22 protein-coding genes and 1 riboswitch are annotated in these 20380 nt (G+C 72.1%); of the genes, 3 read left to right on the top strand and 19 right to left on the bottom strand.

Features of this window, described 5'->3' with window-relative positions; translation table 11 throughout:
• Positions 1 to 40: 40 nt before the first annotated feature.
• The 15 genes from LIP_RS16640 to LIP_RS16575 all read right to left on the bottom strand — a co-directional run bounded on the left by LIP_RS16640 (position 41) and on the right by LIP_RS16575 (position 14372).
• Positions 41 to 397: a 2Fe-2S iron-sulfur cluster-binding protein gene (locus tag LIP_RS16640; RefSeq protein WP_068140918.1), complete on the bottom strand. Its 357-nt coding sequence runs from the start codon at positions 395 to 397 to the stop codon at positions 41 to 43.
• A gap of 7 nt (positions 398 to 404) precedes the next feature.
• Complete coding sequence (gene dps / locus LIP_RS16635; RefSeq protein WP_068140916.1) at positions 405 to 1028, bottom strand: DNA protection during starvation protein; 624 nt, start codon at positions 1026 to 1028, stop codon at positions 405 to 407.
• Positions 1029 to 1253: 225 nt separating this feature from the next.
• Positions 1254 to 2768, bottom strand: a complete 1515-nt coding sequence (locus LIP_RS16630; protein WP_068140914.1) for a cobyric acid synthase — start codon at positions 2766 to 2768, stop codon at positions 1254 to 1256.
• Positions 2765 to 3910 carry a threonine-phosphate decarboxylase CobD gene (cobD, locus tag LIP_RS16625; protein WP_068140913.1) on the bottom strand — a complete coding sequence of 382 codons (1146 nt, stop codon included), beginning with the start codon at positions 3908 to 3910 and terminating at the stop codon, positions 2765 to 2767. Before cobD ends, LIP_RS16630 begins: the two co-directional genes overlap by 4 nt.
• Positions 3793 to 4287, bottom strand: a complete 495-nt coding sequence (locus LIP_RS19075) for a GHMP family kinase ATP-binding protein (RefSeq protein WP_158509707.1) — start codon at positions 4285 to 4287, stop codon at positions 3793 to 3795. The genes cobD and LIP_RS19075 overlap by 118 nt, the downstream gene beginning before the upstream one ends.
• A gap of 3 nt (positions 4288 to 4290) precedes the next feature.
• Positions 4291 to 5109, bottom strand: coding sequence for an adenosylcobinamide-GDP ribazoletransferase (cobS, locus tag LIP_RS16620; protein WP_068140910.1), 819 nt, complete (start codon positions 5107 to 5109; stop codon positions 4291 to 4293).
• Positions 5106 to 6104, bottom strand: a complete 999-nt coding sequence (gene cbiB, locus LIP_RS16615) for an adenosylcobinamide-phosphate synthase CbiB (RefSeq protein ID WP_068140909.1) — start codon at positions 6102 to 6104, stop codon at positions 5106 to 5108. The genes cobS and cbiB overlap by 4 nt, the downstream gene beginning before the upstream one ends.
• Positions 6101 to 6742: a bifunctional adenosylcobinamide kinase/adenosylcobinamide-phosphate guanylyltransferase gene (locus tag LIP_RS16610; protein ID WP_068140907.1), complete on the bottom strand. Its 642-nt coding sequence runs from the start codon at positions 6740 to 6742 to the stop codon at positions 6101 to 6103. The genes cbiB and LIP_RS16610 overlap by 4 nt, the downstream gene beginning before the upstream one ends.
• Entirely contained in the window at positions 6735 to 8261 is a 1527-nt protein-coding gene (locus LIP_RS16605; RefSeq protein ID WP_082726488.1) for a cobyrinate a,c-diamide synthase, read from the bottom strand. Before LIP_RS16605 ends, LIP_RS16610 begins: the two co-directional genes overlap by 8 nt.
• A 22-nt stretch (positions 8262 to 8283) precedes the next feature.
• A complete protein-coding gene (gene cobO / locus LIP_RS16600) occupies positions 8284 to 8811 on the bottom strand; it encodes a cob(I)yrinic acid a,c-diamide adenosyltransferase (protein WP_068140905.1) in 528 nt (175 codons plus the stop codon).
• Entirely contained in the window at positions 8811 to 9917 is a 1107-nt protein-coding gene (locus tag LIP_RS16595; RefSeq protein ID WP_068140902.1) for a FecCD family ABC transporter permease, read from the bottom strand. Before LIP_RS16595 ends, cobO begins: the two co-directional genes overlap by 1 nt.
• Complete coding sequence (locus LIP_RS16590) at positions 9917 to 10885, bottom strand: ABC transporter substrate-binding protein (protein ID WP_198409600.1); 969 nt, start codon at positions 10883 to 10885, stop codon at positions 9917 to 9919. Before LIP_RS16590 ends, LIP_RS16595 begins: the two co-directional genes overlap by 1 nt.
• Complete coding sequence (locus tag LIP_RS16585; RefSeq protein ID WP_198409599.1) at positions 10882 to 11697, bottom strand: ABC transporter ATP-binding protein; 816 nt, start codon at positions 11695 to 11697, stop codon at positions 10882 to 10884. The genes LIP_RS16590 and LIP_RS16585 overlap by 4 nt, the downstream gene beginning before the upstream one ends.
• 147 nt (positions 11698 to 11844) lie before the next feature.
• A riboswitch (cobalamin riboswitch) is annotated at positions 11845 to 12038 on the bottom strand.
• Positions 12039 to 12065: 27 nt separating this feature from the next.
• Entirely contained in the window at positions 12066 to 13187 is a 1122-nt protein-coding gene (cobT, locus tag LIP_RS16580) for a nicotinate-nucleotide--dimethylbenzimidazole phosphoribosyltransferase (RefSeq protein ID WP_082726487.1), read from the bottom strand.
• Positions 13188 to 13349: 162 nt separating this feature from the next.
• On the bottom strand, positions 13350 to 14372 hold the full coding sequence (locus LIP_RS16575; RefSeq protein WP_068140896.1) for an SPL family radical SAM protein: 1023 nt from the start codon (positions 14370 to 14372) through the stop codon (positions 13350 to 13352).
• A 225-nt stretch (positions 14373 to 14597) separates the two neighbouring features.
• Here LIP_RS16575 and LIP_RS16570 point away from each other — a divergent pair, with 225 nt between their 5' ends.
• The 3 genes from LIP_RS16570 (at position 14598) to LIP_RS16560 (ending at position 16725) form a co-directional block, all read left to right on the top strand.
• Positions 14598 to 15272 carry a SatD family protein gene (locus LIP_RS16570; RefSeq protein WP_068140894.1) on the top strand — a complete coding sequence of 225 codons (675 nt, stop codon included), beginning with the start codon at positions 14598 to 14600 and terminating at the stop codon, positions 15270 to 15272.
• Between the two features lie 65 nt (positions 15273 to 15337).
• Entirely contained in the window at positions 15338 to 16087 is a 750-nt protein-coding gene (locus LIP_RS16565) for a DUF3307 domain-containing protein (protein ID WP_068140892.1), read from the top strand.
• An 86-nt stretch (positions 16088 to 16173) separates the two neighbouring features.
• A complete protein-coding gene (locus LIP_RS16560; protein ID WP_068140890.1) occupies positions 16174 to 16725 on the top strand; it encodes a hypothetical protein in 552 nt (183 codons plus the stop codon).
• Between the two features lie 42 nt (positions 16726 to 16767).
• Here the strand turns inward: LIP_RS16560 and LIP_RS16555 are convergent, their stop codons facing one another.
• The 4 genes from LIP_RS16555 to LIP_RS16540 all read right to left on the bottom strand — a co-directional run bounded on the left by LIP_RS16555 (position 16768) and on the right by LIP_RS16540 (position 20031).
• Positions 16768 to 18297 (bottom strand): DNA-methyltransferase, encoded by a 1530-nt coding sequence (locus LIP_RS16555; RefSeq protein WP_068140888.1) that lies wholly within the window; start codon positions 18295 to 18297, stop codon positions 16768 to 16770.
• A gap of 162 nt (positions 18298 to 18459) precedes the next feature.
• Entirely contained in the window at positions 18460 to 18654 is a 195-nt protein-coding gene (locus LIP_RS16550; protein ID WP_068140886.1) for a hypothetical protein, read from the bottom strand.
• A gap of 47 nt (positions 18655 to 18701) precedes the next feature.
• Complete coding sequence (locus tag LIP_RS16545) at positions 18702 to 19358, bottom strand: peroxiredoxin (protein ID WP_068140885.1); 657 nt, start codon at positions 19356 to 19358, stop codon at positions 18702 to 18704.
• Positions 19359 to 19509: 151 nt separating this feature from the next.
• Entirely contained in the window at positions 19510 to 20031 is a 522-nt protein-coding gene (locus tag LIP_RS16540; RefSeq protein ID WP_068140883.1) for an RDD family protein, read from the bottom strand.
• Positions 20032 to 20380: the final 349 nt, after the last annotated feature.

The following is a 20380-nucleotide window of genomic DNA, read 5'->3' as shown; positions in this document are numbered from 1 at the left end:
TCCTGACCCCCTCGGGGTCGAAGACCTCGTTGCCGGTGACTCACGCCCTGGGCGCGGGAAGGCGGTGTTTGCGGCGGTTGGCCCGGAGGGCCTCCTTCTGATGGGTCTGGATGCGCAGAGGACCCCGGGGCCGTGCCGTACAGAGCAGCACGTATCCGGCCTCGCGGTCCTCGCGGTAGTACCGGAGGGCGGCGCTCGGGTCGACTTCCCCTTCGAGGATGCGCCCGGCGCACGTGGTACACCAGCCCTGCAGGCACGTGTGCGGGAGGTCGAGACCCGCCTGGAGGGCGCGGTCCAGGATGAACTGGTCTTCTGCGACCTCCAGGCGGTGTGTTCCAGAGGGGGTGATCAGCTCCACCGGATGGCTGGGCGTGATCCGGGTCTCGGCACCGGCCATCGAACGATCACGGGTTGTAGAAGGGCCGGTTCTTGCTGTGGGGTGCATCCCCCGGCTCACCGCGCCGGAAGTGGCCCGAGGGCCGAATCACTCCGTCGCGCTCCTTGCTCAGCAGCTCGATGAACCACGCCTCGTGCTCGATCTCCTCCTGAAGGATGCGGGAGGCCATGTCGTAGGTGCGCGGGTCCTTGCCACCGGCGGTCAGGTCGCAGATCTCGCTCCAGGTGCGAATGGCACAGCGCTCGGCTTCCAGCAGCACCTCGAGCACGTTGACGGGTGACGGGTCGTCGGGGAGGTAGGCGTCGGGGCAGGAGGCCCGGTCGGCGAACGCACGGATGTCGCGCGGGATGGAGCCGCCCAGCTCGTAGACCCGCGGAAGGACCAGCTCGAAGTGGGATCGGTCCTCCAGGCGGGCGTCCTCGCAGATCTCCTTGTAATCCTCGTAGCCTGCCAGGTACATCCTGAGGATGCTGTAGTAGTAGTAGGTGGTGAACTCGGCTCCGATGGCGTCGATGAGCTTCTCTCGGAGCACCTCGACGTTGACCCCGCGGGCTTCCAGCACCTCGACCCCAACCCGCTGGGATGCATCACCAGCAGCAACGCGACCGGACGCATGAGGCTTGTCGGCCATGCTGTCACATACCTCCTTGACTCGACGGATCTCGGGACGCAGGACGGACGGCCACCGGTATCATGGGGTGCCGCCGCTGAAGTGCACGTACCGGCGGCACGTGTGGAAATTGGATATCAAGAGATCCTGCACATCTATAGATAATGATAACCCCTCGTGAGACGCTCCGTCAACGCCGGGAGACGAAAAACGATCGACGGCTCGATCCGGCAAGCGGCTGGAGACTCAGCCCATCAGGCGGTAGACGGCCTCGATGTCGACGCTCTCCCGCAGGGCCTGCGCCAGCCGCCGGTAGGGCTCGTCGGGCGGCGCCTCCGGGGCCGGTGGGAGCGTCGGCAGCCCCTTCCCGGCCCGTACCCGGTTGAGGAAGCTCCGGCGGAATCCGGGGTGGTCGAAGAGACCGTGGAGGTAGGTACCGAAGACGCGGCCGTCGCCGGCCCAGCAGCCGTCGTCGACCTCGCCGCGCGGAGCGTTCCGGCGCTGCAGGCGGAGGGCGGAGGAGCCTCCTGCCCGCTCGCTCTCGCCCATGTGGATCTCGTACCCCTCCACGGGGCCTTCCATCCCGGGGAGGAGCGACTCGCCCCGCGCCAGGGCCGTCAGCTTGGTGGGGCGGAGAACCGTTCGCACCGGCAGGAGCCCTAGGCCCGGGAGGGACCGCGAGGGTCCCTCGACGCCCAGGGGATCGGCCACCTCCAGCCCCATCATCTGGTAACCACCGCAGAGGCCGACCACGTACGACCCCTCCGCCGCGAGGCGGTGGATGGCGGCGTCGTAGCCGTGCGCCCTCAGGTGCTCCAGGTCGGCCAGGGTGGTCTTGGAGCCGGGCAGGACGACCACATCGGGGCGGCCCAGCGGCTCCCCGTTCCCCACGAAGCGGAGGGCCACGTCCGGCTCCCCGGCCAGGGCGTCGAAGTCGGTGAAGTTGGCCAAGTGGGGGTGCCGGAGCACCACGACGTGGACGGTGTCCGGCCGCACGGGGGCGGGCGGGCGCTCATCGGGGAGGGTGTCCTCTTCGGGGAGGCCGATCCGGGGGAGGTAGGGGATCACCCCGAGCACGGGTACGCCCGTCCGTTCCTCCAGGAAGTCGAGGCCCGGCTGGAGGAGCGAGCGATCCCCCCGGAACTTGTTGATGAGGATCCCCCGCACCCGGGCCCGCTCTTCGGGCGCGAGCAGCTCCAGGGTCCCCACCACCCAGGCCAGCGCCCCGCCCCGGTCGATGTCCGCCGCCAGGAGGACGGGGGCGTTCGCAGCTTCGGCCACGGCCATGTTGGCGATGTCGCCCTCCCGCAGGTTCACCTCGGCCGGGCTTCCGGCCCCCTCGATGACGACGATCTCGTGGGCGGCCCGGAGGCGGTCCAGGGCCGCCAGGACCGCCTGCCAGATCCGGGGCTTGAACGCCTGGTACTCGACGGCGGAGAGGGTCCCCACCGCCTCGCCCAGGAGGACCACCTGGGAGCCCGTGTCCCGGACGGGCTTGAGGAGGACCGGGTTCATGTCGACGTGGGGCGGGAGGCCCGCGGCGCGAGCCTGCACCGCCTGAGCCCAACTGATCTCGCCCCCCTCGGGCGTCACCCAGGCGTTGAGCGACATGTTCTGCGCCTTGAAGGGGGCGACCCGGTGGCCGTCCTCGGCGAAGATGCGGCAGAGCCCGGCGGCGATGAGGCTCTTGCCTACGTGGGAGCCGGTCCCCTGGACCATGAGCGCGCGGGCCCAGGTGCTTGCCCCACCTGTCCTGGTCATGAGTGGAGCGCCTCCCTGCCCAGGAGGTCCCCGAGCGCGGCGGTGAGGGCATCCCGGGCGGGGCGGCCCGACACCGCCGTGCGGAAGAAGCGCTCCCCGATGGGGCCGAAGGAGCGGCAGTCCCGGACGAGGATGCCCCGCCGCCCCAGGGCATCCACCACCGCGGGGGCTCGCCAGCCGGGGGCTGTCACCTCCACCAGCAGGAAGTTGGCCGACGAGGCGCGCGGGAGTAGACCCCGGACCCCTTCCATCTCCCGAACCAGCGCCTCCCGGGCCCGGGCGACGTCCCGGCGGAGACGTCCCAGGTCGGCAGCGGCGTCGAGCAGGGCGTGGCCCGCCGCCTGGGCGAAGGCGTTGACGCTCCACGGGTCCCGGCGCGCCTCCATGGCCGCCACCAGTTCCGGCGGGCCGAAGGCGACCCCCAGGCGGGCGCCGGGGATGGCATGGAGCTTGGTCAGCGAGCGGAGCACCACCAGGTTGGGGAGGCGGGCGACCTCGGGCACCAGCGAGTCCTCCTCCCCCTGGGGCGCGAAGGGGAGGAACGACTCGTCGACGACCAGCCAGGCGCCTCGGGCCGCGGCCGCCCGGGCCAGCGGAAGCAGCACCTCCCTGGGCTCCAGCCGGCCCGTGGGGTTGTTCGGGTTGCAGAGGAAGAGACCGGCCGCCTCCTGCAATTCCTGCTCGACCACCTCCACGGGGAGGGCGAAGGACTCCCAGGGGAGGGGGACCTCCCTCACTGCGATCCCGTGGCCCTCCAGGGCGCGCCGGTACTCGCCGAAGGTGGGCGACGGGACCAGGAAGCGGCGCCCCCGGGCCCCGGCGGCCAGGGCGGAGGCCAGGAGGTAGATCAGCTCGCTCGCCCCGTTCCCCACCATCGCCGATCCCTCAGGAACTCCCTCCCGGAGGGCCAGGCGGGCCCGCAGGCGGGCGGCGCGGGGCTCGGGGTAGCGCTCGACCTCTTCCGCGGCGGCCCGCAGGGCCTCCCGCACCGCCCGTGGCGGGCCGGTGAAGCTCACGTTGACGCTCAGGTCGACGAAGCGATCACCGGGCCGGCCGTACCGGCGGGAGGCCTCGAGGCGATCCCCGCCGTGGACGGGAAACGGAGCCGGCGGCTCCGGCCCGAAGGACGTGCACCCCTCCACCTTGAACGTGCCCCCTTCCCAGATAGACGGCGGCCGGCTCCGCCTTCGCCACCCGCCGCCGTCGCCGCGGCGGCCGCCAGGACCTCGGCGGTGCTGCTCCCCATCCCCTTCCCCACCGGGAGGGGGGAGGAGAGGGAGAGCTCGGCCCGGACGTCTTCGACACCCAGCAGGCGGAGCGCCGCCCGGACGGCCCGGAGGCTCTTCCAGCGACCCCGGGGGCCTGAGACGCAGAGGCCGCGCTCGCGCCGGAGGACGACCCGGGCGCACGCCCGCCAGGAGATGGGGCAGCTGACCAGGAACGGCTCCCCTCGGAGGGTCCCCTGGACCAGCTCGCCGCACGTGCCGGGGGCGCTCGCCGCCGCCCATCGGACCTCCATCGCTCAGCCTCCCCCCAGCCGGAGCGCGAGGAGGACGGCCACCGTCGTCGTCTCCGAGAGCGCGCCCAGGGTGTCGCCGGTCAGGCCTCCGAGCCGCCGGGCAAGCCAGGCCGCCCCCGCCGCGGGCACCGCGAGGCCGGCCAGGGCGGCGCCGGCCCAGAGGGAGAGCGCCGACGCGCCCCCTGCGACGGCCGGGCCGAGCAGCAGGAGGCTCCCCAGGGCCCAGGCCTGCTCCGGAAAACCCGCGTGCTCCATGAAGGGGCTGGCGAGGCCTCCTCCGGCCCGGGCGTGGGGGTAACGGCAGGCTCCGTAAACGAGGGCCCACCGCCCCCACCCGCAGGCGAGCGCGAGGTCCCGCACCAGTCCCGCCCCGGAGAGCCCCGCCAGCAGCGCGAGGTGGAGGAGCAACGCGAGGATGCCGGCGGAGACGCCGTGAGCCCCGACCCGGCTGTCCCTCATGATCTCCAGGGCCCTCTCCCGCTCCCGGGCACCACCCAGGCCGTCGGCCGTGTCCATGAGGCCGTCCAGGTGGAGGTTGCCCGTGAGGAGGACGAGGGCCGCGAGGCTCACGGCCGCAGGCGCGGGCGCATCGAGGCCGAGGCGGCCGAGGGTGGCCCCCATCGCCCCTGCGGCCGCGCCCAGGGCGAGGCCGACCAACGGGTAGTACCGAAGCGAGGCCGCCAGCGCCTCAGGGCTTGGCACGCCCGGGAGGCGCACGGGAAGCCGGGTGAGGAAGTGGACGGCCACCAGAGGCAGGAGGAGGGCGGGAATGCCTGCCTTCCCGCGCTCCTTGCCCGGACGCCCTGCCGCTGACCGCCTCACGGCTGCCCACCCCATCCCGCCGCGATGGGCGCGCTCAGGGAAGGCGAGAAAAGGGAGAGGACGAGCAGGAGGAGCACGAGCACCAGGAGACCCGATCCCTCCATGAGGCGGATCGCCTCCTGGATCCGCGCTCTCTCCAGCGGGCGGATGAGGTCGCCCAGGTACGGCCGGAAGTGGGGCACCCCCTCGTAGCGGTTCCAGCCTCCCAGGCGGACCCCCAGCGCACCGGCAAAGGCGGCCTCGGCCAGGCCGGCGTTGGGGCTGGGGTGACGGCGCCCGTCCCGCACGGCTGCCCGCCAGGCCCCGGGGCCATCGAGGCCCAGAAGGGCGGCGGTCAGGCCGACCATGGGAACCGTGAGCCGGGCCGGGAGGTAGTTCAGGAGGTCGTCGGCCCGGGCGGAGGCCCATCCGAAGAAGCGGTAGCGCGCGCTCGGGTGGCCCACCAGGGCGTCGAGGGTGTTGACGGTCCGGTAGGCCAGGGCCAGGGGAGCGCCCCCCAGGGCGGCGTAGAGGAGGGGCGCGGTGACGGCGTCCACCAGGTTCTCCCCCACGCTCTCCACCGCGGCCCGCACCACCTCCGCCTCGGGGAGGTCGGAAGTCTCCCGGCCGACGAGGCCTGCCACCCGGCGGCGGGCGCCTTCGAGCCGCCCGGCCGCGAGCTCCCGATGAACCGCCCGGGCCTCGGCCGCCAGCCCCCGGGGTGCGAGTGTCGCCGCCACCAGCCAGGCTTCCAGGAACCGGGCGGCCCAGGGGGAAGCCCAGGCCGTCAGGGTGAGGAGGAGCCAGGCGAGCGCCCAGGTCGCCCCAGCCAGCACGGCCAGGAGGAGGAAACCCGCGAGGCGCTCGGCGGTGGGCCCCTGGAAGAGGCGGCGGAGGGCGTGCTCGAGCGGGGGCACCGTCCTACCGACCATGCGGACAGGATGCGGCAGCCACGCCGGATCCCCCACCAGGCGGTCCAGGAGGTAGGCGATGGGCAGGATCCCGGGCTCGATCACCGGAGGTTCTCCTCTCCTGGGAACGGGGACCCCTTCACCCGGACCGGGATGCCCGAGATCATCCAGTAGACCCGGCCCGCCCGGGCGGCCGCCTCCTGGTTGGCCAGGCCCGCCAGGTCCCGGAAGCGGCGCGCCACGGGGGAGAGGGGGACGATGCCGCCGCCCACCTCGTTGGTCACGAAGATGACGGGGCCGACCAGGGCCTCGGCCGCCTCGAGGGCGGCCCGGACCTCGCCCAGCACCGCCTCCTCCACCCCAGGATCCGGCGGCCCCTCCTCCCCGCCCTCCCGGCCCCGGCTCGCCTCCAGGAGCAGGTTGCTGAGGAGGAGGGTGAGGCAGTCGACGATGACGGGGGCCGCTTTCCGGCTGGCACGGGCCACGTCTCCGGCCCCGGCGGATCGGCTGTCCTCCGCCGCCAGGTCCCGCAGGACCCGTGCCAGCCCCAGGGGTGCCTCGACCGTCCTCCACTCGGGCGGGCGCCGGGCCCGGTGGCGCCGGACCCGTTCGGCCATCTCGGCGTCCTCCACCCGGGCCGTCGCCACGAAGGTCACAGGCCCACCCCGCGCTCCGGCGAGGCGCTCGGCCCACCGGCTCTTGCCGCTCCGGGCGCCGCCGGTGACGAGGATCAGCTCAGGCACCCGAAGCACCTCCCCAGGAGGTCCTCTTCCCTCCGTCGGTCTCCCGGCGGTACCGCCCCGCAGGTGCCCTGGCCTGGGACCCGGCCAGGAAGCGCCGAGCCGCCTCCACCAGGCGGGGCGCGAGGCGGGGGTTGGAGGCGAAGTGGAGGTGGACGTAGCTCGCAAGCAGGTTCCCGACGGCGTGTCCCGCCGCGCCCGGATCGCGGCGGTTGCGGATCCGGTAGGGAGGGAGGAGGGTCCCCTCGGGTTCGAAGACCGAGTGGTGGAAGACGTGCCCGCGCGCGACCTCACCCGGTTCCAGGAGGAAGGAGGAGCCGGTCCCCTCCACCTCCACGTAGCCCAGGGCCGCAAGCCGCTCCTGCATGCGGGCGGTTCCCCGCACGAGGCCGACCATAGGGTAGCGCCGCCCCTGGAAGTCGACCAGCTCGCGGCAGAGGTAGAGGAGCCCTCCGCATTCGGCAAGGATCGGCATGCCGCGGGAGGCGGCATGCTGGAGGGAGGCCCTCATCGACCTGTTCCCGGCCAGCTCCCGGGCGAACAGCTCAGGGTATCCGCCCCCGAGGTAGACGGCGCCGCAGCCACCGGGCAGGGCGTCGTCCCGCATGGGGCTGAAGGGGAGCAGCTCGGCACCGGCCTCCTGGAGCCGATCGAGGTTCTCCTCGTAGTAAAAGCTGAAGGCTTCATCCCGGGCGAGGGCGATCCGCACCTGCGGCTGCGGGGCCGGCCCCGTTGGATGGGAAGGCCGGCGCGGTACCCCCCGTGGGGGCTCCTCGCGACAGAGCCTTTCCTCAACGGGCTCGTCCCACGGACATAGAGGCGGAGCCGAGCGGGCCAGGGCCAGGATCCGGTCCACGTCGAGTCCCGCCTCCACGCGGCCGGCGAGCAGCTCCAGGAAGGTCCCCGTCGCCGGCCGCTCGGGCGCCGGGACCAGCCCCAGGTGTCGCTCGGGCAGACGGAGGGCCTCCTCCCTGGCCAGCCCGCCCAGGAGGGGCACGCCCGTGTACGCCTCGATCGCCTCCCGCAGCAGCCGGAGGTGCCCGGCGCCCGCCACCCGGTTGGCCACCACGCCGGCGAGATGGAGGCCCGGGTGTCCTCCGGGCGCGAAGGTCTGGAAGCCCCGTACCACCGCGGCGGCGCTCCGGGCCAAGGCGGAGCCGTCCAGGACCAGGAGCACGGGGGCGTCGAGGAGTCTGGCGACGGCGGCGGTGCTGCCCCTGTCGTCCGTGGGGCCGGCCCCGTCGTAAAGGCCCATGACGCCCTCGACGACCGCCACGCTCGCCCCAAAGGTCGCGCGGTCGAAGGCGCGGCGTACGCCCGCCTCACCGGCCATCCAGGTGTCGAGGTTCCAGACGGGGCGACCCGTCGCGGCGCGGTGGTAGCTGGGGTCGATGAAGTCCGGGCCCACCTTGAAGCCCTGAACCGCCAGGCCGCGCCGGGCGAGGGCGGCCATGAGCCCCACGGCCACCGTCGTCTTGCCCACCCCACTGTGGGTACCGGCCACCACCAGACGAGCGGTCATCGCCGGTCCTCCTGAGGCTTCATCAGAACTCGATCCCCGGCTGAGCCCGGATCCCCTGCTCGGAGTAGGGATGCTTCACCAGCCGCATCTCGGTCACCAGGTCGGCGAAGTCCAGCAGGGGCTGGGGGGCCTGGCGGCCGGTGATGATCACGTGGCGCATGGGCGGCCGGCGGCGGAGCGTCTCCAGGACCTCGTCCAGCTCCAGCCACCCGTAGATCAGCGGGTAGGTCAGCTCGTCGAGGATGATGACGTCGTGGGCGCCCTCAGGCGCGAGGATCCGGTCCCTGCACCGCTCCCAGCCGGCCCTGGCCAGCGCCTGGTTCTTCCCCGGATCCCGAGAGGTCCACGTGAAGCCGTCCCCCAACGGGATCACCTCCACCCCCATCCGCTCCGCGGCCCGCAGCTCGCCGAAGCGGGCGTTCCGGTGCTTCAGGAACTGGAGCATCACCACCTTCATACCACGACCCCAGGCGCGGAGGAGGATGCCCAAGGCGGCAGTGGTCTTGCCCTTCCCGTCTCCTGTGTGGACGATCACCAGGCCCTTCCTCATCAGGTACTCCCCCCGAAGAAGCTCTCCCGCCGCCGGCGCAGGAGCGCGAGGAAGAAGGGCCCGCCCATCAGGGCCGTCAGCGCACCGACGGGGATCTCCACCGGGGCGAGCAGGGTCCGGGCGACGGTGTCCGTGAGCGTGAGCAGGATCGCTCCCGCCAGCGCGGAGGCGGGGACCAGGCGGCGGTGGTCGGGGCCGAGCAGGAGCCGGACCACGTGGGGGGTGATGAGGCCCACGAAGCCGATCACCCCGCTGACCGAGACCGCCGCGGCGGTCATCAGCGCGGTGGCGCCGATGAGCCGGCGCCGCACCCGTTCCACCTCCACGCCCAGGTGGGCGGCCGGCTCCTCGCCCAGGAGGAGCGCGTTCAGCTCCCGGAGGTACGGCAGGACGCCCAGTCCGCCGAGGACGAGGTAGGGGAGGACGGCCCGGATCCGCTCCCAGCTCGCCGCCCCCAGGCTGCCCATCAGCCAGAAGATCGCCTTGTGGGCATCCTCCCCGCTGAAGAGGAGGAGGAGCGAGACCACGGCCGACATGACTGCTCCGACGGCCAGGCCCGACAGGAGGAGCGACTCCAGGCGGGCGCGTCCCCACTCCAGGGCCAGGGAGTAGACCAGGATCACCGAGCCGAGGCCCCCGGCAAACGCGAAGAGGGGCAGGGCCGGGAACGGCAGGAAGCTGAGGACCGGGCGGAAGCCGACGCCCATGGCCAGGGAGGCCACCGCCCCTGCCGCGGCGCCGCCCGAGAGACCCAGGACGAAGGGGTCCGCCATGGGGTTGCGGAAGAGCCCCTGGAGGACGGCGCCCGAGAAGGCCAGGACGGCTCCCACCCCTCCGGCCAGGAGGATCCGGGGAAGCCGGATCTGCCAGAGGATCACCTGGTGGGATGCCGGAACGCTGGATCCTTCCAGCAGCCCGCCCACCCCGGGGAGACGCTCCAAGAGGGTGTGGACCACCTCCGCGGGGGGAAGGCGGACCGAGCCCACCCAGAGCGCCAGGAAGGCGACGGCCACCCAGGCCGCGGTGAGCATGAGGAGGGTCCCCGGCCTCCGCCGGGCGACCCGGGCCGGAGCGCCCACCTCCATCCGCGCGGGGACGGCGTCCATCAGGGCGCCTCCTCCCGGCCGAAGCGCTCGGGGTAGAAGAGGGCGGCCAGCTCCTCCACCGCCTGGGCGACGCGCGGCCCCGGCCGGCCCACCACGTCCTGGTCTACCAGGTGGATCCGGCCCGCCCGGACCGCCGGGAAGCCGGACCAGCCCGGCCGGCCGTCCTCCCGCAGGGCCTGCACGCTCTCCGCGAAGGGCGTCAGGATCACCTGGGGCGCCCGCTCCACCAGGCTCTCCAGGCTGAACGCGGGCCAGGGCGCGGGCGCGTCGGCGGCCACGTTCTCGCCTCCCGCGAGCTCGATCACGTCGTGGATGAAGCTTCCCGGCCCGGCGGTCATGAGCGGGTCGGGCCAGACCTCGTAGAAGACCCTGGGGCGGTCGGCCGGGGGCACCGAGGCGACCCGCCGCCGCACTGCCTCGATACGGCGCTGCATCTCCTCCACTACCCGCCTCGCCTCGTCCTCCCGGTCCAGGGCCCGCCCCAGGAGCAGGATCCGGTCGTACACGTCCGCCAGGGTGGCCGCGTTGATGTGGGCCGCGTTGAGACCCAACGCTCGGAGCCGCTCCTGGTGCTCTTGAGAGAGGTTGATCAGGAGGACCAGGTCGGGCCGGAGGGCCACGATCCGCTCGAAGTCGGGCTCCAGGAGCTGGCCCACCTTCGGCAGGCCCTCGACCTCGGGCGGGTAGTCGCTGTACACGTCCACCCCCACGAGGCGATCCCCCGCGCCGATGGCGTAGAGGATCTCCGTGTTGGAGGGGCCGAGGGAGACGACCCGCCGAGGTGGCGCCTCCAAGGTGACGGCGCGGCCGGAGTCGTCGGTGAAGGTGAAGGGGTAGGCGCTCGGGTCCTCGGCCACGACCGCCGGGGAGGGGAGCAGGAGGGCGACGAGGAGCAGGGTCGCGAGCATTCCAAGGAGCGCCCGAGGGTGGGGGCGCTGGGCCATCCGGGTTCGACGTGGGTGTCTCACGGGAAGACCGCCTCCTTCGGTGCCTGATAACGTGCGAGCAGGTGAACGGCCGGCGTTCCCTGAACGGGATGCCTCCCCAGCCGGACGGGGGTTCCGTAGGTGGAGGCCAGGATCGGTTCGGTCAGGACCTCTTCGGGGGTCCCCGCCGCCCGGACGCGGCCCCCCTCCAGGAGGACCAGACGGCGGCAGTACTGGGCCGCCAGGTTGAGGTCGTGGAGAGAGGCCACGATCGTGAGCCGGCGCTCCCGGTTGAGCCGCAGGAGCAGGTCCAGGAACTCCACCTGGTGGCCGATGTCCAGGTGCGCCGTGGGCTCGTCCAGCAGGAGGATCTCCGGTTCCTGGGCCAGGGCGCGTGTGAGCTGCACCCGCTGGGCCTCGCCGCCCGAGAGCCGGTCGACCCGGCGGTCGCGTAGCTTCTCCGTTCCCGTGAGGCGCATGGCCTCCGCGGCGGCCTGGAGGTCGCGGGGGCCCTCCCTCTGGAAGCGTCTCAGGTGGGGAAGGCGGCCCAGGAGGACCACCTCCCAGGCGGTCAGGCCGAAAGAGGCCGGCGCAGCCTGCCCCACCACCGCCACCTGCCGGGCCAGCTCCCGCCTGGGGATGCCCTGAACCGGACGACCGCCCAGCCTTGCGTGCCCTCGGTCGGGGACGAGGAGGCCCGCCGCCACCCGCAAGAGCGTGGTCTTCCCGACACCGTTGGGCCCGATCAGCCCCAGGAACTCCCCCTCCCGCACCGCGAGGCTCACGCCCCGCAGCACCGGACGGCCGGGGTAGCCGGCGTGGACGTCGGTCAGCTCCAGCCTCGTCCCGGTCACCCCCTCGCCCGTTGCAGGCAGCCCCTCGCGGAGAGGGAGCCGTACCCGCGACCCAAAGAAAAAACCCCAACCCGTCTCGCAGATCGGGGTAGGGGCAGGCAACCAGGAAGAAGAGCCGGGCGCCGGCTCCCCTCTCCGCGGAGGGGAAACACCAGCCGGCGGGCAGCAGGTCTCCTGGCTTCCGGATCCTCGCGTCGCCTTCCCTTCCCCGGCCTGAGGCCGAGTGGTCGATGAAGGTCGCTCCCCGGTTACAGTGGCGGGACCGCTCGGGATTTGCACCCGATTCCCTATTCTCCTCCTCCGAAGGGTCCGAAGGAGGCACTGCCCGCGTGGCGTTGGTTTTCGGTGATGCTGGACGCCAGTATTCTTCAGCCGGGGCCGGATTCCTCCCGGTCGGAGACGCCGGCCTCGTCGAAGGTCGCCATCTCCCGCTGGAGGGTGCACGCGGCCGAGACGAGCTCCAGGGCGAGCGCGGCCCCCGTGCCCTCGCCCAGGCGAAGGCCCAGCTCGAGCAGCGGCCGGAGGCGGAGGGCTCGGAGGACGCGCCGGTGCCCGCGCTCCGCCGAGCGGTGTCCGGCGATCCAGAAGCGGCGGGCCCCCGGGGCCAGACGCTCCGCCAGCAGGGCGGCCGCTGAGGCGATGAAGCCGTCCACCAGCGCCGGGCGGCGGTGGAAGGCCGCAGCGAGGAAGGCGCCGGCTATCCCGCCCAGCTCGAACCCGCCCACCCGGGCCAGCACGTCCAGCGCGTCGGCCGGGTCGGGGCGGTTGGCGGCGAGGGCGGCCTCGACGGCGGCGCGCTTCCGCTGGAGGCCCTCCTGGCCGAGGCCCGTCCCCCTCCCCACCAGGAGGCGGGGGGACAGGCCCGTCAGAGCGCTGGCCACCGCAGCCGCGGCGGTGGTGTTCCCGATCCCCATCTCGCCGGGAACGAGCAACCGCGCGCCGCGGTCGAGCGCCTCCTTCGCCACCTCCCACCCCACGGCGATCGACGCGAGGGCGGTGGCCCGATCCATGGCAGGCCCGAGCGTGATGTCCTGCGTGCCCTCGCCCAGGGAGCGCCGGAGGACCCCGGAGACCGCCGGGGCCTTCCGGACACCGGCGTCGACCACGGTCAGCTCGGCGCCCAGCCGCCGGGCCAGCACCGAGATGGCTGCGCCGCCGGACCGGAAGTTCTCCAGCATCTGCCCGGTCACCTCAGGGGGATAGGCGCTCACCCCCCTGAGGGCGACCCCGTGGTCGCCCGCGAAGACCAGGATGGATGCCGGCTCGACCCGGGGCAGGGGCTCGCCCGTGATCGCGGCCAGCCGGACGACCACCGCCTCCAGGCGCCCGAGGCTCCCCCGGGGCTTGGTGAGGCGGCAGAGACGAACGTATGCGTCCCGGGCCGCTCGTCTGTTCAAGGGTGGCACCCCAGTGGAAAGAAGGGCTTGCCATTCGCCGTTCACGTGAGCATCACCGGGAGAGGTCCTCCTCGCAAGAACGTCGGCAGGCATCTCATGACGGAGGAGTTTCTGCGAGGAAGACGCGGCTCCTGGTGACGGGGATCATCGATTCGTCGATGCGGGCTATGGCCTCCAGTGCCGGGTGGGATCGACGTACGCGGCGTCGAGACCCGGGGCCGGAGGCTGATGAGACGCGCCGAGAACACCGCTGCGTCACCAGGCCAGCACAGTCTGTACAGGGCGCCTGCTGTCGGCACGGGCCCCTGCGACTGCCAGGGGCACCTCCCCTTGCCTCCGCTCGCCCCGGCGCGCTTCCGAGCCGGGCGCAGGGCGGTGGACCTGGCTTCCTCCATACAGGGTGGGCGCCGGGTAGACGGTGTGCGGTCCGGGGATGGGGTACCGTCGGAGGATGGCTCTCAGCCGCTGCCCGATGGCTGCCTGGTAGGAGCGGGGAGCGTAGTCGCCCGAGCGGTAGAGCTTGCGGGTAGCAGCTTCCAGGTCGGGGAGGAGCTCGGCGAGGCGCTCGAGGTAGACCTCGCGGGCCCCCTCGCAGAGCCGGAGCACCTGGTACCCCAGGGAGGCGGCGCCTGCCCGGTGCGCTGCCTGAACCACCGCGGAGAGGCTGGCGATACCATCGGTGAGCCCCGGGAGCATGGGAGCCAGCATCAACCCAGCGGGCACGCCGCCCTCGTTCAGGCGCCGCAGGGCTTCGAGGCGGGCGGAGGGTGGAGGCGCCCCGGGCTCCACGGCGCGGAGGAGACCCCGGTCGAGGCTGACGAGGCTGATGCTTACCCGAACGCCCGCCGCCCGGTGCAGCTCGGCCAGGAGATCCAGGTCCCGCAGGACCAGGGGCGACTTGGTCACCAGGGTGACGGGGGTGCGATGAGCCAGGAGGCTCTCCAGGATCGCCCGGGTGATGCGGTAGCGTCCCTCCGCGGGCTGATAGGCGTCGGTGGCGGTGCCGAGGGCGACCCACTCCCGCTGCCAGGAAGGCTTCGAGAGCTCCTGCTCCAGCAGCTCCGGCATGTTCCGCTTGATCAGGATCCGCGTGGAGAACGCGTCCCCGGCCGAGAGGTCCAGGTACGTGTGCGTGACCCTCGCATAGCAGTAAGCGCATCCGTGAGAACAGCCCCTATAAGGGTTCAGGGACCAGCGGAAGGGCATGCCCGGCGCCTGGACACGGTTGAGGGCGCTGGCCGCCAGGATCTCGACGTACTGAACGCGGGACCGTGCCATGCAGCCACCTCCAGCGTAGCGAACACCTATTCGTCACCAGCATAATCGAACAGGCGATCGCTGTCAAGAGACTCCTGGGTTGATCCTCGGGCGCCGAACCTCGTGCATGTACCGGCCACCGCGTCGGATTCAGCGGCGGGCGGGAGGGGCGCCGCAGGCGACGCCGAATTCACCCCATCAGGGGCGAAATCTCTTCTTTCACCCGTGAGGCGGGGAGGCCGTGGCATGGGCGACGATGGGCACCACCCGGAATGGCTGGCCCTCATCGCGGACGTGGTCGGCTCGCGCCGCCTGCCGGACCGGGAGCGCGCCCAGCGGGAGATCGAAGGGGTGCTGGAGCAGGTGAACCGAGAGGCCGTGGGTTCCCTGCGAAGCCCCCTGGGGCTCATCCGCGGCGACGAGATCCAGGGGGTGCTGCGGCCGGACGGAGACCCCCTGGCCTGGGTCCGCCGGCTCCGATACCGGCTCGTGCAGCTCCAGCCCCCGGTGCGGCTGCGGGTGGGGCTGGGTCTGGGGGAGGTGGCCACCGCCTTCGAGGGCCGGCACACATGGGAGCTTGACGGCCCTGCCTTCCACCGAAGCCGGGAGGCGCTCGAGGCGGCCCGGGCGGCCAGAGGACCGGCGACCCTCCTCCGATCGGGTCGCAGGGACCTGGACGAGGGCGTGAATGCCCTCCTCGGGCTGCTGGACGCGCTCGTCGGCAGGTGGACGGCCGAGCAGTGGGAGGCCATCGCCGCCTATGAGGACGCCGGAACCTACCAGCGGGCTGCCGGCCGGCTCGGCATCGCGTTCCAGAACGTCCAGAAGCGTTGCGCCGCCGCCCACTGGAACGAGGTTCGGGCGGCCGAGGCGTACCTCGACCAGCTCCTGGCGCGGACGACCCGGGAGGCCGGGCGGTAGGTCGGTCGGCCAGTCACCCATCACACCGAGAAACGGAACGGTTCACCCTTGCGGAGGTGAATCCAGTGATTCCCTTCTGGCAGTTCCTCACGGCGCACGTGGTCGGAGACTTCGTCTTCCAATCGGAGCGCATGGTCGCGGGCAAGCGTGACGGATCATGGGGGGCTTTCCTGGCCCACGGCGGGGTGCACCTGGCGACCCTGGCGGTGATCACCTGGCCGTTCCTCTCCGGACGGCTGGTCCTGGCCTGGGGGGTCGTCGTCGCAGCCCACCTGGTGCTCGACGGGCTGAAGGAGGCCGCCGGCCGGCAGTTCCGCTCGCTCGCCGGTGCCGTCTGGCTCTTCCTGGTCGACCAGATCGTGCACGTCGTGATCGTCCTTCAGGTCCTCCTCTGGCTCGGGCCCTTTCCGGCCGACGGCCCCCTCCTGTGGACCGTGCTGGGGACCGAAGGCGCCCGCCTGTGGGCGCCATGGCTTCTCTCCTCCCGTACCTGGCAGGTGGCGGCCATCTACGGCTACACGCTGGCGGCCGCAGCCATCCTGATCCGGCTGGTGCTGCAGGCGGCGGGGCTCGAGGGTGGGCGGCCCTCCCAGGCGGGAATCACCAGAGCCGGAACGTGGATCGGCATCCTGGAGCGGGGGCTCATCCTCAGCCTTCTCCTGGTTCGGGCCGAGGCGGCCGTGGGCTTCGTGCTCGCGGCCAAGTCCATCGCCCGATTCAAGGAGCTGGAGGAGCGGGCCTTCGCCGAGTATTATCTGGTGGGCACACTCCTCAGCGCCGGTATCGCCCTCCTGGGCTTCCTGGCCTTGCGGTAGTCCGATCTTCAGGATTCCTTCAGGGGGATCTGCTACGCTCTTCACCACGGGCCCCGAGAGAGGCGTGATGGAGGAGGGCGTTTCTCATGCTGGACCATCTGCAGGCGGCGGTAACGCGCCGGTTGGCCGACTGGGTCTTGGTGCTGGTAGGTGGCGGTTTCCTCGTGCTCTTCCTGGAGCTGATCCTCACGGGCCACACGGAAGGAGTCCAGCTCGTCGGGGTCGTGGGGAGCCTGGCCGGCCTTCTCCTGAGCCTGGCCGGGCTCAAGCTTTCGGGACGAGGTCCCCTACGCGTGGCTGCCCTGATGCTGCTCCTGGGGCTCACGGGCCTGGCCGGGACCTTCCTGCACGCGGAAGAGCGGTTGGATGGGAGCGAGCGGGCGGGCCGGCCGGGGGTCCTCGCCGCCCAGAGCCTCTCAGGGGCGGCTGCGGCGGAGGAGGTACGGGCGGGGGAGCGCGACGGGCGCGCCCGGCTCGGGGAGATGGACGCCCGCGAGCCGTACGAGCCCGAGGCAGCAGAAGCCCGGGAGCGTCGGGGCAGCGTGCCGCCGCCCCTGGCGCCCCTCTCGCTGAGCGGTCTGGCCCTTCTGGGGGCCGTCGGGAGCGCGGCCCGCGGAAGCGAGAAAAAGCGGGTCTGACGGCGCCCAGCTCGAACGGCCACCGGTTCGAAGAACGGTCGGTCAGGTTGGCCCGGCGCGGCGGCCCTTACGGCCGCGGGGGCCCTGGGGCTGCGGTGTAAGGTGGAGCTGGGGCAGCGGCCGCTGGATCAGGGCCGGGGTGAGGTCGCGGCGGAGCAGGTCCTCAAGGGTCACAAGCTGGACCCCATCCTCCGGCGCTGCCCACCCGAAGCGTCCCTGACCCGCCACGGCCCCGGCCGCCGCGGTGGCGCCTGCGGGCAGCTCGAGGGCCGTGGCCAGCACCCGCTGGGCCCCCAGTTCCCGGGCCCTCTGGACCAGGTCCGGGAGGTCCGCAGGCCGTAGTACCGCCTGGACGATCACCAGCGTCCACGGCGGGCCGCCTTCCATCCCCCACGGAATCTCGGCGGCGGAGCCGGGGGCGAGCGCCGGCGGGGTCTCGTCGTCGAGAACCCCTGCGCTCGCTGGCAGCGCACCCTCGATGCGCGGACCCGCTCCTGGCTCCTGCGTCCTCCCCGCCCCCAAGGGCCGGGCGTGGACGAGGGAGAGGGTCCACCAGCCGAACTGAAGCGGGTCGTTCCGGGCCAGGGCCCGCGCGGCGCTGAGGTCGTGGGGTTCCCCGTGCACGGGGAAGCGACTCCGATCCAGCCCGAAGCGCCAGAGCATCCGGTAGCGGATCATGGCCGTGGCCAGGTGGGTGGAGTCGATGCCCAGCCAGCGCCGTCCCATGGCCTCAGCGGCGACCAGCGCCGCGCCCCCGCCGGCGAAGGGGTCGAGGACGCGCATGCCGGGTCTCGTGGAGACGCGTACGATCCGCTCCATGAGAGCCATGGGCTTCTGGGTGGGATAGCCCAGCTTCTCCTTGCTGAAGCTCATGATCCACGGGGAGTAGATGTCGGTCCAGACGTCGTCCAGGGCCACGCCCCGCGGGTTCGCACCCCCACCCCGCCTTTGGTAGCCCTCAGGGTGGGGCTGGTAGGCGGCCTCCTTGTTGAAGACGAAGCGGGGCCCCCGCGTGTAGTAGAGGAGGGTGTCGTGGTTGCGAACCCAGTTCGGCACGCGGCTCTTGAATCCGCTCACCCAGCCGCTTCGCCAGACGATTTCGCGCCGGAAGCGATCGGCGCCGAAGATGGAGTCCAGGAAAAGCTTCAGGTAGTGGCTGGCCTGGGGATCGCAGTGGAGGTAGAGGGAGCCCGTGGGTGCCAGGACCCGGTGGAGCTCCACGAGACGGGGGACCATCATGGCCAGGTAGGCCAGGAGGTCGCCCGCGCCAAGAGCCTGGCGGAGGGTGGCCAGGAGCTCCCGGGGACCGGGGGGGAGCCGTTGCAGCAGCCCGTGAAAACCGGCAGCCGTCTCCTCGTCCCAGCGCCAGGCGTCGTCGAAGGCCAGGCCCCAGGGACCATCGGCGCGGCGGCCACGGCGGAACGCCCGATCCGGTTGACCGCGGTCCAGCCCGTACCGCCGGTTGGAGTTGAAGGGCGGGTCCAGGTAGACGAGGTCGAACGCGCCGTCGGGAAGCTCCCGCAGCACGTCCAGGTTGTCGGCTCGAACGAACGCTCGGTCGGATGAGCGCATGGCGGGGCACCCCCAAGACGTTACCTGCCCGCGCCTGGATTCCTCTCCGCAAGCGAGCCCCGCTTGCCGGCGCTGGTCTCGCGCCTGGAGAAAGGGCCTGGCCCCAAGGCCAGGCCCGCATTCTATCGTGAACGCGCCGCCTCACCGAGAGCGCGCCCGGTGTCAGGGCCTGTGGTACCCATCGGCGGTCTCCACCAGGAGCCCGCTTGCCACCAGATCCCGGAGGCCGCCGCGCACGCGGAAGAGCGGGAGGCCGGTCTGCCGGGCTACGTCCTCGGCGGTACGCGCTCCCGCCGCCACCGCCTCGATCATGCTCCGCCCGCTCTCGCTGGGCTGCCCGTCCGTCACGCACGCCACCGCCCGCGCCTCCTTCGCCGTTCCGGTTCCAGGTCGGGAAGCAGCCTTCAGAGCTCCTTGAAGGACAGATACCAGTCGACGCTCTCGAGGCCTTCCTGCAGCCGCTCGACCGCACCCTCCTGGGTGGTGGGGGCGGGGACGACCACCTTCTCGCCCGGCCTCCAGTTGGCCGGGGTGGCCACGCCGTGCTTGGACGCCGTCTGGAGCGCATCGACCAGCCGAAGGACCTCGTCCACGTTGCGACCCACGTTGAGCGGGTAGTAGATCATGGCCCGCAACACGCTTTCGGCGTCGATGACGAAGACACAGCGGACGGTCTCGGTGCTGCTCTCCCCCTCCTGGAACATCCCGTACGCTTGGGCCACCTTCCGGTCCAGGTCGGCGATGATGGGGAAGGGGATCTTCACCCCGGTCTTCTCCTCGACGTTGCGGGTCCAGGCGATGTGTGAAGGAACGCTGTCCACCGAGAGCCCCAGCAGTTGGACGCCGCGCTCCTGGAAAGCGTCGTACTTGCGAGCGAAGGCCATGAACTCCGTGGTGCAGACGGGCGTGAAGTCGGCGGGGTGAGAGAAGAGCACGAGCCAGCTCCCTCGGAAGTCGGCCAGGCGGAACCGTCCCTGCGTGGTGTTCGCCTCGAAGTCCGGGGCCGGCTTGCCAAGGACGGGAAGTCCAACGCGTTCGACCGTGCTGCTCTCAGGGACCAATGCCAGCACCTCTCTTAACAAGGAGTCGTTCCAAACTAGAGTCTATCATGATCCTGCCCCGGCTCAATAGCACGTGTGAACTAGGTAACGATCATCTTTGTCGGTGGTTCACGAGACGCTCAGAACCGGCGGTCCCAGTGGCCGGGGGCGGCTACGCAACCATCCGGCGGCGGGTGGCGGGGACCACCTGGGTCTCGGCCATCCGGTCGCCCAGGCGCCGGCCGTCGGGATCGATCACGATCAGGAGCGCTTCCACGAGCCCGATGAGTGAGCCCAGCACCGGACCCAGGACCCACCCCGCCAGGGGAATGGCCCCGAGGACGGCACCGATGGCCAGCGGCCAGTTCCGCTGGGCAGAGAGCCCCCAGGACATGGGACCGTGGCCCTCCAGGAGAGCGACTTCCAGTCCGGCCGCCCGCTTGCCGATGCTCTGGTTGGCATAGGCCCGGTTGCGGGTGACCTCGTAGGGCAGGGCGTCCTTGAAGAGGATGTAGGCCGCGCCGAGGAGGCCGCCGAGCAGCGGGATCGCGAGGTTGAGGACTCCGGCTACGACGCCGTCCAGTACCGCTGCGACGAAGCGGCGGATCAGGTCCGCCTTGGGAGGGTCGTCAAGCCCCCGCGATCGAGGTCCGTGCGTTCTCTCCCGCTCCGATGGGTCGAGCTCGTCGTGCATGACGGATCCCTTCCTCTCCCGTGGAAAGGACCGGCGCTCCCTCGTCGGCTTGGTCGCGAGCGCTGGCCCACCTTCCCTCACGGTACCATACCTGAGCGCCCGGCGCCAGAACGACTCGGGGCTTCAGAAGGTCGGTCCGGGGCCGAAAATGAAGGAGGAAGCTGGACCGGTCGAAGTCGCAGGAGCGGCTTCACGATGACCGAGCGGAGGCGGGGAGATGCGTGTGGTGTTCTTTGGGCTGTCCGTGGGTCGTTCTAGCAGCAGGAGCGGGAGGGACCTTCATCCGCCCGGTGTGGCGAGAGCGCATCGGCGGTGGGTTGGGGCGCTCCTCGGGCTCGCCGTTCTCCTC

The sequence above is a fragment of the Limnochorda pilosa genome, assembly GCF_001544015.1.
Taxonomy (GTDB): Bacteria; Bacillota; Limnochordia; order Limnochordales; family Limnochordaceae; genus Limnochorda; species Limnochorda pilosa.
Note: the sequence above shows the minus strand (reverse complement) of the source record. Positions and strands in the feature narration are given on the sequence as shown.